This window comes from Acetivibrio mesophilus, assembly GCF_004102745.1.
Taxonomy (GTDB): domain Bacteria; phylum Bacillota; class Clostridia; order Acetivibrionales; family Acetivibrionaceae; genus Hungateiclostridium; species Hungateiclostridium mesophilum.
This window is the reverse complement of sequence record NZ_RLII01000014.1, coordinates 68,522-83,742: the sequence shown is the minus strand read 5'-3', so window position 1 is coordinate 83,742 and position 15,221 is coordinate 68,522. Positions and strand designations below refer to the sequence as shown.

The following is a 15,221-nucleotide window of genomic DNA, read 5'->3' as shown; positions in this document are numbered from 1 at the left end:
CTATCTTTGAAACTCCTACAACATCCAGTATGCAAGCTACACTTCTATCTCCCAAAATTGTAGCTCCAGAAATACCCTCTACTTTGCCTATATAGGATCCAAGGTTTGTAACAACGATTTCCTGGTTCCCTATAAGTTCATCCACTACAAGTCCAAAACGCTTCTCAGCTATTCCAAGCAAGACGATCAAACTATTTTCCCTTTCCTTACCCCTTGGAATGCCGAAGTAGTCATGCAGCCATATCAAAGGAGTCGCTTTATCCCTTATAACAGCCACTGCTTGCCCATTGATGGATTCAATCTCCGTTTTTGGTTTGCGTACAATCTCAACCACATTGCTCATAGGAAGGGCATAAGTATCATTGTTGATTTTAACTAAAAGCCCTTTTAATATTGCAAGCGTTAGTGGAAGCTTGATTGGCAGTTTAATTATGAACTTTGTCCCTATACCTGGGCGCGTCTCAACATCAATGATTCCATTCAATTTTTCAATATAGGTCCTTACAATATCCATTCCAACTCCATGGCCGGAAACATCACTTACCTTTTGCGAAGTCGAAAAGCCCGTATGGAAAATGAGGTTTATTAACTGCTGCTCTGTCATTTTTTCCGCTTCTTCCTCTGTAACAATTTGCTTTTTAATGGCGGATTGCTTTATCTCTTGCGCATCAATTCCAGCCCCGTCATCTTCAACCGTTATAATTACATTACTATCGTCAGGCAATGCTGTTACTCGCAGTGTGCCTCTTTCGGGCTTGCCTAGCTTTTTTCGGATTTCCGAATTTTCAATCCCGTGGTCTATAGCATTCCGTATAAGGTGGATCAACGGATCACTCATTTCCTCCATGATTGCCCTATCTATTTCGGTTTCGCCACCCTCAAGCACCAGGCTAACTTCCTTATTCAATGAGCGGCACAACTCCCGGACTATTCTGTGAAAACTGCCAAACAACTGATCTACGGGGATCATACGGGTTTTCACAATTCCTTCCTGAAGTTCATCGATTAAAACCGCTACCTGGTTTGATATACCTACTAAGTCATCCACAGTTTCATCAAAGGGATACTGGTTATATAAGTTGTTTGAGACCTGAGCGATTCGAATCTGTTCAATCACCAGTTCTCCTACCAGTTCCGTTATCCTTTCCAGACGGTCTACATCAATTCTCACAGTATGTACAGCCCTTTTTTCCCCTCCCGCTGTTTTTGCACTGGGCGTGTCATCTTTATCCCGTACCCCAGCATCTTCAGAAGACTTCATTTGGGATTGCGAATTTTCAGCAAGATAGGGAGAAACTTTAACTTCGCTTACATCCATCAGGTGATTTTGTGCTTTATGCTCCAACTCATCAGCACCCATTTGGGTAATAGTTAAAAAGGCTACCTTGCTAATATCAGCATCTATTGGAACTTCCAGTACATTTGGAACCATACCTATGACCGTGCCCCACTCATTAAAAAAATTCATTATAAGACAAGCACGAGTTGATTTCATCTGGCTATCCTCTAAAATTTTAACCTCACATACAAAAACATTCTGCCCGATGCTCAAAGCCTGATTTATCTGTTCCTGTTGTTTTGCATCAAGTACAAACACTGTCTGATTCCTTGTATCAGAAGAACCTTTTAAGGGGTGTTCTACACGGGATAATCCTTGGTCCACCTCTGTTGTCTCACCGTTTTGCTCCTTTTCAATGCCGTTTTCGAGAAGTTGTAGCTGTTCGTCGGCTTCGTCTCTAAAAGCCCCTGTCATCTCCGGGCTTTCAAATATGTTAGTCATGCTACACCCCCTTCCTTATTCATGAAGTACATAATCAATTTTTAGAATGCTCACTACTCCTTCGTCAGTAATACCTATACCATCAAAGTAGCTGCCATCAATTCCTGCTACCATCTCTGGAGGTGGCTGAATGTCCGAAAATCTTATGACATGGTTTACCTTATCAACCACAATTCCAATCATCTCACCCCTGCTTTTTACCACAACAATGCGGGTTTTTTTTGTAGAAGTATAATTGACAAGCCCCAACCTTTTATGGAGGTTGACTACGGGAATGATTTTACCTCGAAGGTTAATAACTCCTTCCAGGAAGGGCTGGCTGTTGGGTATCGGGGTAATATTTTGCATTTTTATAATTTCATGTACATCACTTATTTTTATGGCATATTTTTCATCTGCCAATTCATAAGCCACATACAGGCTGGTCAAGAGTTCATTCATCATTGTTCACCTCCCTCCAAACATCGAATAAATATTAATAAATTTGCTACATATTACTTACTATATTTTCTTACTGTCCCAAAATCGTTTTCTGTCTAGTCCATTACTTGAAAACCATTCTTATCAGGCTATGAACCCTCTTCATTAGCATTTCACCTCCTTATGCTATGTCTAAAAAGTAGGTGTTAATGTCAATAAAAATTCAGGCTAGTTACCGGAGTAAATTTAGGCCACTAATTCGTAAAAAAATTAGCCCATATCTGCTTGGTTTAAAATAGCCTGCTTAAACAACCTGTGGCTTTTACAATTAATGTTCAGTATGTGTGTTTTATGGGGCAGGAGGTCATGCAATGCAGCTGTCATTTGTTCTCCATCTAACACCTCCGTTGATTTTGGAAATTCTAACTTTGTAATTATGATTAGACTGTTTCTCACATATGGGGAGGAACAAAACTGAAAGAGCAATTTGGCCTCAACTTTGCTGAAAGGTAAGACAATTTATTAAGGGCAAGAAAGTCACAGCTTTCAATTGTTTTAAGTACCGGAAAGCTCGCTTGTCAGATTCCACTCTGGATCTGGTTATTTTTCCGCTGGTGTACTTCCTGCTCCAATACGCGCAGCAAGTATTTTTTATAACTAAAAACCTTATGTCGACTTCTATTCAAGTAGTTTTGGCTCCTCCAAAGATATATATGTTGAAATTGCATACCTGTGTATCCCAGTCCTTAAGTCGATTTCCCTGATACTCAGGCCTTGCATGAAGTAGATTTTTCTGATATTCTCTAATTGCTCCATCTTAATCATACATCTCCTCCTGTGTGATATTGTCTGGATAACATAATCAAACAGGAATTTTGATTAAGGTAACCTATTTTCTAGCGGTATGTGTTACAATTTTAGAGCAGCATTAACATAGAAAACATAAGTTGCCTACTTGCAATTCATTATTGATAAGGTCTAAACTATCGACTAATTCTTTACTCTCCAATAACTTCACATGGCAATTGGCAACCCTGCTATCATTGTGTTTTCACATTGGACCTGTAGCTTTTCGGGCCTATATTTTGATAAGCTTGCTTTTCTCAGTCTACATGGGTACTAATTCAACATTCTCTTTTGTTGCCATTTCACTTTATTAATGTAACAATATGACCATTTTGTTACTTTATCAATAAGTCAAAAGTGTTTATATTTCAGGTGTTTAGGATTAATTATATTGGTTTTGCCTCTTTTTTTCTACAAAAATGATGTATCTTTTTTATAGTATTTCTGTTAAAGTTATATAAGCAATCGTCTGGTTACAATATATTATTCGAAGTACTGCTGAATTCGAGTAGCCTAACGGAACCATCAAATACACGTTCAAAATTAACATTTTATGGTGAAATAAGGACAGGTTAATAATCATAGAAACTATTTAAAACAAAGTGAAGATCAAGAGAATATACTATTATTTATATAGTAAAAATTGGCTTGAATGAAGGTCTGAGGATTAGCAATATTTTGCCTATGAAAGTTAAAGTGTCCTCCTATAATACCGGGCTTATCATGGATACATTCAACTGTAGCGCTGAACAGATAACCCTCTTTATATAGGTGTAAACTAGGACCCAAAAGATGAACTTTACTCTTTGCTTCAGCTCTGAAATGGTGTAAAGTCCCAAACTATCAACTAAATAGTTTTGGGCTTTTATTTAATTATAAAAAAATGCAAACTATGCAGGAAAAATAAATATCGCGTCGAAGTATATATTTTAAAGTAACAAAATGGTCATATTGTTACTTTGTATTTTAGGAAAATGTTTCCTTTATGTAAAAAAACGTAAGAAAACGCCGAAAAAGAACATTATATCAGCCTTAATAAGACTGTTACGCACATCCATGATCCATTCAAATATCTGCTCGAAGGAACTATTCAAAATATGTTGGAATCTGATATTAATCAGCATTTTGGATATGAATCTAGCGAACTCATAGAAAGTACAAATTCAAGGAATGGTAGTAAAGTGGTTGACTCCAATTGACCTCCCCATATTCTTTAACAACCTCATTATGTCTATCAATTAATACATTCTTATAAAGATGCGGGTGAATCGTATCTGAAAAAGCAACAATCATAACCACCCGTCAAACGGGTGGTTTGCTCTTGCCCTATAAGGGCATGTTACTTGGCAGAGCCTAAAAGGCTCACTGAAGGTTTCGCCAACCGCACACCTTCACAAACCACCCCTAAAAGGGAGTTCAACTTAGGGATTTACGAAAGCGAGTAAATTTTTGACCGACTCTCTTCAAGCGGAGGCTCGTAAGTAAAGACTGCACCGAAGGATAAAACCTTTAGTGCAGTCTTTCTTGTGCGCTGATGTTAATTTGTGAATGAGGGAGAGCAACACCCATGCCGATGAGTTTATTTAGCTGTTCACATTCCATGAACTTATCAATATACTTATTGAATACGGCAGGTGTTTGATGCTCCGAATCTATTTATCTAGCGATTTTTCTATATATTCACCGCATTATTTATACTATTATTCGCCTGTTTTCTAAATCTTTTTGATTCTATTAAAAAATCTTGATTAATTTTAGAGCGCTACCGATTAGTTATTCATTTTTCGCCGAACAGTTCGACATCTTTTTGGGCAATCCGTTTTCCAAACAACTGAAACAGTTCTCTTTTCCCATCCAAATCATCCTTGAGGGCAACAGGCCCTAAATGAATAAACGGTCTTCCACATCCTGCACCGGATGAATATACCATAATGCCTTTGACCAGCATATGCCGTAAAACACTCGATATGGCCAAATCTGCACCGCCATGCATACAATTTGCTGTGGCAAAAGCTGCTCCAAGCTTTCCTGCCAAATTACAATTCCAATCCGTATCAAACCATTTTTTTAATTGCCAACTCATATCAGCTACATATGCAGGGGTTCCAATAATTATAGCACTGCTGTCTTTAACAAAACTAAAATCTACGGTTTCTTTCTGATTAAGATTCATCAGCCTTACTTCCATGTCGTCCGTCTCTTCGATACCATCTCTGATATATCCTGCCATTTTCTCTGTATTACCAGTGACACTGACGTATAAGACTGTTATTTTCATTTCAATACGACCTGTTTAAAACCGCCGAAGTCCTTAGCCATTTGCGTATAAATTTCTTTCCCTAAAAGGAGCTTATATATTTCGTCTGCCTTTTTCGCCGGATCAACATCCTTGAACTGTTCAGGATAGAGTATCTTCCCAATATAGTAAGCATCAGCAATCGCAGTATCGATATTTGTTGTGTAAAAATTATACGGCAGGATCGAATATAGTTGTCCGTTTTTCACAGCAGAAAGTGTCTCATAGAATTGTGTGTTTTTCTTATAATCCTCAAGTACTGAGGGGTATCCGGCGCCATCAACAAAAATCTTATCCGGATTCCACTTGATCAACTGTTCCTTATCAATCATCAACGAACCAGTCTTTCCTGTCTCATCCACCACATTCTTGGCATGGACAGCATTAAACAACGAGTAATTGCCCTGGGTGCTTTCAATCCCATGGGTTCCCTTCATTCCCAGACCCCCGACATAGGCAGAGGGTTTCTTATCCTGGGCTATGTCCTTTGTTCTTGTGTCCAGATCAGCTTTAAACCCATCCATCAGTCCAACCAGTTCCTGAGCTCTTTTATCCATACCAATAATTTTGCCTATAAGCATTAAGGAAGCGTTAACCTGCGGATCGAAAGTCGACGTTTTTCCATAACTTAACGCGATAACAGGGATTCCTGTTTTTGACTGTAAATTATCCGCAGCGGCTTTATCGGCAGCATAAGTTGTAAAAATCACATCCGGTTTTACCGCCAGGAGTTTTTCAGGATCCGGAGCATTATTGGGGCCTCCCGGACCAATCACCGGCAGCGTAGTGAGCGTCGGATTGGCATAAAGGTATGGTCTGCCTGTCGGACTATCTATTTCCATTTGTTCAATTCCTGTAAAAATATCAGGATTATTAAAATAGCAGCAGAGCCTTAATGCACCCGGTCCAATGGCTACCACTTTTTTGGCCACTCCGTTAATTTCAACTTGTCTCCCCAATGTATCAGTTATCGTGATTTTTGAGGGTGCTGTCTGAGAAGTTTGGGAAGAACACCCACTTAAGAGAAATGTCATACAAAATAGTAGCGCAACAGTTAGAGTAATAATCTTTTTTTTCATCATGATCCTCCAATTTTAATTAAGTTTTTGTTTGCAGAACTATACCGGAACCACAACCGGAATGCCATCGATTTCTTTGACTTTAACCGATATCGAGTAAACGCTTTCGATATTTTCCGGAGTCATCACTTCCAATCCGCCGGCGGCAAAAACCTCACCATTTTTCAATAACAGGAACTTATCAGCAAAGCGAATGGCCAGATTCAAATCATGCATGCTGACCACCGCACCGATTTGCTGGTTTCTGACAACTCTTTTAATAATCCTAACAACTTCAAGTTGATTCTTTAGATCCAGACTACTGGTTGGCTCGTCTAGTAGAAGAAGATTCGGCTCTTGAGCCAACGCTCTGGCTATGACCACTTTTTGCTGTTCTCCACCGCTTAATTCATTCAGGTACCTTAAGGAGTATTCCTCCAACTCAAGCATTTTTAAAGCTTTATGGGTAATTTCAAGATCCTTCTTGGAAGCCTCCCATTGGATATAGGGTTTTCTCCCCAGTAGCACTGCATCATAAACTGTCATACAGACACTTTCTTGGCGCTGGGCCACATAACCAATTCTTTTAGCAATTTCTCTTTGACTGAGTTTGCCTATCTCGTCGTTCTGAATAAAAACAGCACCTGCACAAGGCTTTAAAACCCGATTGATGCATTTTAAGAGGGTGGACTTCCCAGCGCCATTAACACCAAGAACGGCAAGAAATTTCCCCTTGCAAATAGAGAAGTTAATCTCCTGTAAAACTGAATGGCTGGGATAAGTAAAAGCCAGTTCATTAACCGATAAGATCATTTCTTTTGATACCCCCTTACCAGCAAATAAAGAAACAATGGTGCTCCAAAGAAAGAGGTAATAGCCCCGACAGGAAGCACTACAGGAGCCACCATTGTTCTAGCCATAGTATCCGAAATAAGCAATAGTAGTGAACCCATCAACGCCGAGGCAGGTATCAGATAACGGTGATCCCCTCCAATAATTCTCCGCATAATTTGGGGACCAACAAGACCGATAAAACCAATAATGCCTAAAAAAGAAACAGCAACAGCCGCAATCAGAGACGATACTAACATTCCTCCCTGTCTGACTCTTTCCACATTTACCCCCAGACTTTTAGCCGTTTCTTCTCCGCTGTCCAGAGCGTTGTAGTCCCATCTTTTGAACATAAAATAGATGAATGCTACGCCGATAAGACAGGTTAAAATAGAAACTTCAGGCCAAGCGATCCTCCCCAGGTCGCCAAATGTCCAGAATACTACTGCGGCAATCTGAAAATCCTGGGCAAAATATTGGATTAGGATTGTTCCTGCAGAAAATAGTGAACTCAGCGCCACACCAGAAAGAACCATTGCCTCGGGTGAAAAACTCCGTATTCTAGCCAAAAGCAGAATAACCATCGTAGCTATCATTGAACAAACAAAAGCGGAAACCGTTACCAAATATGGATTGTTGATGGTTACTGCGTCTGTACTAGTACTTGAAATACTGCCTGCACCAAAAACAATAATGGCCAAATTAGCTCCAAAAGCTGCAGCATTGGATATGCCAAGGGTGGATGGTGAAGCCAGCGGATTTCTGAGATTGTTTTGCATGACACAACCGGCGACCGATAGTCCTGCGCCAGCAATAATTGCCGCCAATATCCTAGGCAGACGAATCCGCCAGATCACGACATCCGATACATTACTGCCATTTCCCAAAATCGATTGGATAACCTGATACAGATTTAAATTCATCGAACCAGCATTCACTGCAACTATCGCTACTAAAATTATTAAACATACCAGCACAACAAGAACCAGCTTTTTTCTTCCTGTATATCTCAGGTATATATCCGTCTCGTTAATACTATAGTTAGTATTTGTTTGATTTTTCAATTTTCCCATCCCTTTGGCTTTACTACCATCCTCTACTATATTCCTTAAAACAATCCAAGCAAACTTTCTTACCGTCCTGCAATCGCATTTTGTGCTCCGGTGCACTTTCCCCGCAGGATTCACAGACAACAGAAGTAAAAATTCTTGCTGTCTCAGGCAAACGGAAAGTAGGCTTCATGAAATCAAATATCTCATCTACCGGTGAGTTTAGAATATATTCCTGGCGTTCTTCCCTGTCCATTTCCCCTTTAAAAGGTTTAATAATCACTCGCAAGCTTTCGCCGTTCTTTCTGTTAAAAAAGCTGAAAGCCATTTTACCCGTACCCCTATAAATCAAATTCCCCTTGCCAATACTACAGCCCGTGAGCAACTGGATAGCATCAACACCGCAGGCATCATTTTCAGTGACGCAGACCACTTCTTCATCTGAGGAAAAAGCAATGCCCATCTTTTCTTGTGCTGCTTTGACAGCTTTAAAACCTATTGCAAGTCCAGGACAGGAATGCCCGTGAAACTCCACCGCTTTTTGCCAATCCGTTTTACCCATAATCCATCTCCTTTTATCAACTGATTAAACCCGCCAAAATAAAGTTACTATGGTTGTTTCCACATCTTCATAAATAAATCCATCTCGGGCTAAAGTTTTCAAATAAGCTCTAATCTTTTCTTCTTCTGACAAAGTAATATCTTGATAAGTTTTAACCCGGTTAACATATAATCCATAAGCCTCATCAAGAGTTTTTTTCATATTCCAGACCTGTTTTTCATACTCCAGTTGTGGAAGATATCCCTGTCGCCATAACATTTCAAAGGCAAACAAAATTTCCTCATCACAGCTTTCTCTACGCTCACTAATGCCAACCAACTCTTTAATGGCATCAGAAACTGGGTCTGTTCGTTTAATTGGTTTGGCTAACACACACCAGCCTTTAGATGCTGCGGATAGCTTCTCAAAGGTATCCCCACTCTGGATAGCTGGTGTCATATGAGCAAATACCAAATCAAATTTATGTAAGTATCCGGATTTTTTAATATCCAAATCATGCCAATCTCCACAGTAAAAATCAATGTTTTGGATTTTGTAATCCAAAGCCTTTTGTTTGGCGATATTAATCATCTCAGGAGACAGATCCACCCCGGTTACATGACGAAAACATCCGGCTATAGCCAAAGCATATTTTCCTGCCCCGCAACCCACATCCAGGGCAAGCCCATCCTGCTTCAGCATATTTTTTGCTTCTAATAACTTTAAAAAGGGATTGTCCTTAAAATTTGGCAGAACAAAATCACCGAAACTCTCTGCCATCGAGTTCCACATGTCAACACTGGCTTGTTTGTTTTTTTGCTTTAGACTCCATTTTTCCCGGATTTCATTTATATCCACAAAAACACCACCTTATCAGTAAGGATACCAAGATTCCCCATAAATAATGACAAAACCAAGTTTATATCAAAACAGAATGTCCCACAAGCCCGCAAGGGGGATAGAAAAATGCGCATCTTTGATTTCTTCAAAAATGCGCATTTTCATAGTGTTGCAGTAAACAGCACGGTTCGTACTTATCATTTTTCTAGTAGCTATCCCCCGGATAGGGTTATATGAAAATATTCAATGCCGCTTAGTTTACTTAATAAAACGATCAATTGCTTTAGCGAGATTATCAATAGCAGCTTTATCACCCAATTCGACAGCATCCACAATACAATGCTCCATATGGTCCTTTAAAATTACCTTGCCTGTATTGCTCAGTGCAGAGATAACTGCAGATAATTGGATTAGGACTTCGCTACAATCTCTTCCGTCCTCAACCATTCGTTTTACGGATTCCAGATGTCCACTTGCTCGGGATAATCGGTTTAATACCATTTTTGTATTTTGATGAACATGTTTATGCTCATTGTCATGGCTATGTAAATACTCCGTACCGTCAGGCGCTTTATGGGTATGAACTTGCCCTTTGATAATACCTTTCATAACAAACTTCCTCCCCCGTTTTTAATAACATTCTGTGATAACATTAGCCCTTTATAATACTTACTGCTGCTTCAATTTAATATAGTTGCCGGAGAGCGCTTCAAACATTTCCGGGTAATGCCCGCAACGCGCTCTAATCTGGGTATACTGTGCCTTTTTACCGTTCTTTTGCAAATACAATCTGCGGTCATATATCTTATCCGCTAGTTTTGAAGCATGCATCGTTTTGTCATCGGCCTCTTCAAGGACGATCCTCATAGCCTCTTGAAGTGTGTAGATTTTTTCTTTTCCAGAGGTTGTCCCTAAATTGATAGACTGTTCATCAAACTTTAGTATAACATACGCAGGCCTATTATCCTTAAGCAGGACAACCTTTCGGTTCTTTTCAACGACTGTAAATACATGCTCAAGATCAGAATGCAATGCATCAAACGATATAAGGCTGTCTATATTTATCTCCATGTTTTTCACCTCAATGATTTTTTAATGCAAATATTATTTTATACATCTGCATCTATTTTGTCTATACATTTGTATGATTCTTGTATAATGTAAAACCACTGATCAAGGAAGTTTTTACCTTGATCAGTGGCCATCATCTTAGGTACGGAGTCTATTTAGGTAATGTTTCTATTTACCTATCTCTATGCCATCCTTGAAAATAAATACCAATGCCCCGTCCTGCTGGACGGTAACCTTATCGATTGCTGCAATCCAGATTCGCTCGTCAAATTCCTTAAGGATATCACAGGACTCTAGATTTCGTATAAAACTTTCAAGCGTTTTTCTTTTACTTTGCTTTTCCCGCTTCAACTCCTCTGGTTCAGCGACACGCTCCGTTGCATTGCGATGCCTTTCCAGATATCCATTATTACGTTCTTGCCATTCAATCAGACTTATATCAACATGGGCATTTTTGTATAGGGCCTTTCGCGAGAGCTCCGCGACCACTTTCATTTCACGGTGCAGTTCATCAAGTTCAGCATCAATGTCTGAACAATCACAGAGGGGCTCTTGAGCTAAATGGCAGTTGGCAATTAGTTCTTCTCGATACTCCAGAATGGAATTGAAGGCTTCGGCGAACTTACTTCAGCAGCCTTCTTGCGAGCATAGCTGGCTCGTCTGTTCCTACGATTACGCTCAGCTTGACAGTCCCAACTATCGCAATATAGTTGGCGGCTTGAATGTCGTACAAAGTATTTCCCACAAGCAAGGCAAGAAAGTATAGAGCCTTGAGAATACATATAGTCCGGATCTTCATCAACCGGCGGTGCGACATCGGCAACTATTCTTGAAAAGGTATACCAACAAATATCAAAGACAGACTTCACATCTGCGCCGAACATCATCTTGCCGGATTTCTTATCTAACTTCAGCCTCATTCGAAAGTCCGGGAACATATCAATCATTTGCATTATACGGTCATCGTAGTCAGCTACGATGCGCTCTAAATATTCCTTATCGTTTTCATATTTTCTATATTTTTCAAGGAAGGCAAGGCTATCACATAATCTGCCTTCATAATAGAAGTTTCTGGCATATTCCGCTTGATAATGATACTTGGCCCTTTGCAATGCAAAGTACAGTTCAAAGACCGTCCCAAGATCGCATAAATCCTTTATGAATCGTTTTATGCTGAAAGTAGCATCGTTCTGAATAATCTCCCTGTAAGTGATATGTGCAAACTTCTCGCTTTCGAGGATTTCGCAGAGACTATCAATATCATATGGATGAATATTGTTTCTACACCAATCCCAGATGGCATCTGAAATCGACTCAGTGCTGTCTGGGTTATTTAATTTGCCATAAAGATTACACAGGCTGACCAACAGGTCTTGACCGGTCAAGGAATAATCAGTACCACTTTCCGGAGCATGAAGACCTGTGAAAATAGGCTTGATTATTTCACCTTCATCTTCATAGTCCGGAACATACTCGGGAAATCGCACAGCCCTATATATCATCTCGCCAACGCCGCCAATTTCAACGAAACCGAGATTTTCTACCGGTAGTTTTTTCATGGCAATCATCCTTTAAATGTAATCGTTATTGTAAGCGTTGAAAATTTAACTTCGATTACATTGTATTATACAATGACATTAAAAACAAGAACAAATTGTAAAACTACTTGATTCCCGGTTCCTTGACAACTGAATAGTCCACCCGCAAGAGATACTTTTGCTGCGTCGCCGCCACGATGGTGAAAGCCGGAGCGCTTCTGCTGCAATCGGATACGAGGAGACCACGATCAGGTGGCTGCCTTAGGAACGGTAGCGAATGGTGGATGTAGAGACTAAAACAACTATCAAGACAAGGAGGAAAGAGAAAATGGAAAAGACGACCATGAGTGTGCAGGAACTGTCGGCACAGATGGGCATTAGTCTGCCGAAGGCCTACGAACTTGTAAAAAAGCCGGGATTTCCAGTCATACGAGTTGGTACGAGAATCCTGATTCCGGTTGAAGCCTTTAAGGAGTGGCTGGTCATAAACTCGGCGAACGAATAATGGCAGCACAAAATGCAGCAGAGAGGAGGTGGACAAAACGGCAAACGCAATGCAGGAACTGATGGATATGAAGATATGGTTTCTTTGGCGCAAAGAAATGGATGGCGACCGTATCAACAAAATTCCCTTTGCTGCTGGCGGTGGGGCGACAGGCACTAATGAAAAATACCGGCACACATGGGTTACCTACGACGAAGCACTTAGCTCACTGACTAAGCAAAGCGCTGCAGGTTTAGGTTTTGTAATACCTAAAGGCTACTTCTTCCTTGACATCGACCACAGGCCTATCACAGATCCCTTCGTACAGATACTGCTTGAACGTTTTAACTCCTATACCGAGCGTTCCGTCAGCGGAAATGGTATTCATATTTACGGTAAGTGTAATTTTGAGAAACTACCGACTTATGCAGACAAAAACGGCAATCCCAGACTAGATAAAGCTTACTATATGAAAAATCCAAGCAATCATTTGGAGCTTTATATAGGCGGACTTACAAATCGCTTCGCAGCTTATACTGGTGACATGATTCTGAATGAACCGCTCAAAGAAAGCACAGCAGCCATCTTGCTCACTCTCGATAAGAACATGAGGAAGTCCAAGAAAGCAAGATACAGCCAAAAACGTGACGGTGACCGCACCTATTTCGATATTGTCTGTAACTTACGCAAACAGAAAAACGGAGATAAGTTCAAGAAACTATATGACGATGGAGATATCTCCGGATATAACTCACACTCCGAGGCTGACGCGGCACTGTGCGCCATGATTGCCTTTCGCACTGGGCCTGATCCTGCTGCTATTGATGATATCTTCCGCAGTTCTGCCCTCTACCGTGAAAAATGGGAGCGTGATGATTACAGAGAAGCTACCATCAATGCCGGTATCGATGCCTGTCATGGCACCTTCCATAAATCCAGGATGGAGCATCCGTACTTCATCAAGTTTCATGGCCAGACCGGTGAGCCGTATGTCAGCGTTCCGCTCCTTGCAAAGTACGTACGCGAGCACCTCCGCTATGTGCTTGTAAGGGATAACGGAAAGCAGGGCCTTTTGAAATATGTCTACGAAAACGGCTGTTATCGGTTCTATGCCGACAATATGCTGATGGGCATTATCAAGCAGTACATCGCGGATTATGACGAGGAACTTGTGAGAATGGGCATCGTCAGCGAAACTTTACAGCATATCACCACTGACCTTAATTATGTTAGCCAGGAAGAGCTAAATGCCGATGAGGATTTAATCAACTTCAGGAATGGCCTGCTCCGTATCACTGCAGATAATGCCATTCTTCTACCACACTCCCCGGATATCCTCTCCACCATTCAGATTCCGTGCAACTGGTCGGGAAGGGAAACGCCCACGCCGGTCTTCGACAGGTATATGCGCACCCTCACAGACGGAGACAAGGCCATAGAACACCTGCTCCTTGAGTTTATCGGTGTATGCATCTCCAACATCAAGGGATGGCGAATGAAAAAAGCGCTTTTCCTTGTCGGCGATGGCGACACCGGCAAATCTCAGCTAAAGAGTCTTGTAGAGCGGTTGCTCGGCAAGGGTAACTTTATAGGAATCGACCTTAAGGAGATTGAAGCGCGTTTCGGCACCGGCGCGATTTACGGCACACGACTTGCCGGTAGCTCTGATATGAGTTTTCTATCCGTAGATGAGTTGAAAACATTTAAGAAAATAACCGGTGGCGATAGCCTATATGCCGAGTTCAAAGGACAGCAGGCCTTTGAGTTCACCTACAACGGGCTGCTCTGGTTTTGCATGAACAGACTTCCCAAGTTTGGCGGCGATGATGGCAAATGGGTCTATGACCGCATCATGGTGGTGCGCTGCCCTAATGTCATTCCAAAGGACAAGCAGAACAAAACACTCCTTGACAAAATGTATGCCGAGCGTGATGGCATCGTCTACAAGGCTGTTAAGGCGCTGCAGTTGGTTATTGCAAACGGGTACAGCTTTTCCGAACCGGACAGTGTAAGCCTTGCAAGAGAGCAATATATGTCAGAGAACAATACTGTGATCTCCTTCTATGAGGAATGTATGTGCGAGCGGTCAGAAGGCAAGTTTAATGATTCCGCTACAACAAGCCGCATCTACGATGTTTACAGGGCATGGTGCCATGACAACAATAACGGCTTTGCCAAGACAGCCAAAGAGTTCAGAGAGACATTGGCATCCCATCTCGGCTGCACCTTTAAGGAGATGACCGTTCATACCAATAAAGGCACCTATTATAAAAACCTCACCCTCACTATTGAGGCAAAGGAGCAGTACAAGAAGGCTTATGGCTATGACAGTACGGATTTTCTTGCTTAAGGTGACAGAAGTGACAGTCGAGTGACAGTTCTCACAGGCAACTGTCACCGTTAAAAAGCCCATATATCAAGGGTTTCCAGCCACAAGTGACAGTAGTGACAGTCTTTCAAACTTCTT

At 41.1% G+C, this 15,221-nt stretch carries 16 protein-coding genes and 1 riboswitch; of the genes, 2 read left to right on the top strand and 14 right to left on the bottom strand.

From position 1 onward, the window contains the following. The 14 genes from EFD62_RS11155 to EFD62_RS11095 all read right to left on the bottom strand — a co-directional run. Positions 1–1,780 (bottom strand): chemotaxis protein CheA (locus EFD62_RS11155; protein WP_155522895.1); only part of this gene is annotated, 1,780 nt, incomplete at its 3' end. A gap of 15 nt (positions 1,781–1,795) precedes the next feature. Further along, positions 1,796–2,221 carry a chemotaxis protein CheW gene (locus EFD62_RS11150; RefSeq protein WP_083225285.1) on the bottom strand — a complete coding sequence of 142 codons (426 nt, stop codon included), beginning with the start codon at positions 2,219–2,221 and terminating at the stop codon, positions 1,796–1,798. Positions 2,222–2,470: 249 nt separating this feature from the next. After that, positions 2,471–2,656: an ATP-binding protein gene (locus EFD62_RS18270; protein ID WP_328590682.1), complete on the bottom strand. Its 186-nt coding sequence runs from the start codon at positions 2,654–2,656 to the stop codon at positions 2,471–2,473. Positions 2,657–2,878: 222 nt separating this feature from the next. Further along, on the bottom strand, positions 2,879–3,025 hold the full coding sequence (locus tag EFD62_RS17490) for a hypothetical protein (RefSeq protein ID WP_155522894.1): 147 nt from the start codon (positions 3,023–3,025) through the stop codon (positions 2,879–2,881). 199 nt (positions 3,026–3,224) lie between these two features. Then, a riboswitch (cyclic di-GMP riboswitch) is annotated at positions 3,225–3,309 on the bottom strand. A 1,514-nt stretch (positions 3,310–4,823) separates the two neighbouring features. Next, positions 4,824–5,324: a flavodoxin family protein gene (locus tag EFD62_RS11140; RefSeq protein ID WP_128706137.1), complete on the bottom strand. Its 501-nt coding sequence runs from the start codon at positions 5,322–5,324 to the stop codon at positions 4,824–4,826. Then, a complete protein-coding gene (locus EFD62_RS11135) occupies positions 5,321–6,421 on the bottom strand; it encodes an iron ABC transporter substrate-binding protein (RefSeq protein ID WP_128706141.1) in 1,101 nt (366 codons plus the stop codon). The genes EFD62_RS11140 and EFD62_RS11135 overlap by 4 nt, the downstream gene beginning before the upstream one ends. 39 nt (positions 6,422–6,460) lie before the next feature. Next, positions 6,461–7,213, bottom strand: a complete 753-nt coding sequence (locus EFD62_RS11130) for an ABC transporter ATP-binding protein (RefSeq protein WP_128706136.1) — start codon at positions 7,211–7,213, stop codon at positions 6,461–6,463. After that, positions 7,210–8,304, bottom strand: a complete 1,095-nt coding sequence (locus tag EFD62_RS11125; RefSeq protein WP_128706140.1) for a FecCD family ABC transporter permease — start codon at positions 8,302–8,304, stop codon at positions 7,210–7,212. Before EFD62_RS11125 ends, EFD62_RS11130 begins: the two co-directional genes overlap by 4 nt. Positions 8,305–8,317: 13 nt before the next feature. Continuing rightward, complete coding sequence (locus EFD62_RS11120; protein WP_128706135.1) at positions 8,318–8,842, bottom strand: FmdE family protein; 525 nt, start codon at positions 8,840–8,842, stop codon at positions 8,318–8,320. A 24-nt stretch (positions 8,843–8,866) separates the two neighbouring features. Further along, entirely contained in the window at positions 8,867–9,679 is an 813-nt protein-coding gene (locus tag EFD62_RS11115; RefSeq protein ID WP_128706134.1) for a class I SAM-dependent methyltransferase, read from the bottom strand. Positions 9,680–9,919: 240 nt separating this feature from the next. After that, complete coding sequence (locus EFD62_RS11110) at positions 9,920–10,162, bottom strand: metal-sensing transcriptional repressor (RefSeq protein WP_456236580.1); 243 nt, start codon at positions 10,160–10,162, stop codon at positions 9,920–9,922. Positions 10,163–10,330: 168 nt separating this feature from the next. Next, complete coding sequence (locus tag EFD62_RS11105; protein ID WP_128706132.1) at positions 10,331–10,732, bottom strand: hypothetical protein; 402 nt, start codon at positions 10,730–10,732, stop codon at positions 10,331–10,333. Between the two features lie 168 nt (positions 10,733–10,900). Beyond that, on the bottom strand, positions 10,901–11,227 hold the full coding sequence (locus tag EFD62_RS11100) for a hypothetical protein (protein WP_128706131.1): 327 nt from the start codon (positions 11,225–11,227) through the stop codon (positions 10,901–10,903). Positions 11,228–11,307: 80 nt separating this feature from the next. Further along, positions 11,308–12,291 carry a hypothetical protein gene (locus EFD62_RS11095; protein WP_128706130.1) on the bottom strand — a complete coding sequence of 328 codons (984 nt, stop codon included), beginning with the start codon at positions 12,289–12,291 and terminating at the stop codon, positions 11,308–11,310. Between the two features lie 307 nt (positions 12,292–12,598). Here EFD62_RS11095 and EFD62_RS11090 point away from each other — a divergent pair, with 307 nt between their 5' ends. Together EFD62_RS11090 and EFD62_RS11085 are read left to right on the top strand one after the other, a co-directional pair. After that, complete coding sequence (locus EFD62_RS11090) at positions 12,599–12,775, top strand: excisionase family DNA-binding protein (protein WP_128706129.1); 177 nt, start codon at positions 12,599–12,601, stop codon at positions 12,773–12,775. A 28-nt stretch (positions 12,776–12,803) separates the two neighbouring features. Further along, on the top strand, positions 12,804–15,104 hold the full coding sequence (locus tag EFD62_RS11085; protein WP_206659756.1) for a phage/plasmid primase, P4 family: 2,301 nt from the start codon (positions 12,804–12,806) through the stop codon (positions 15,102–15,104). The last annotated feature ends 117 nt before the right edge of the window (positions 15,105–15,221 follow it).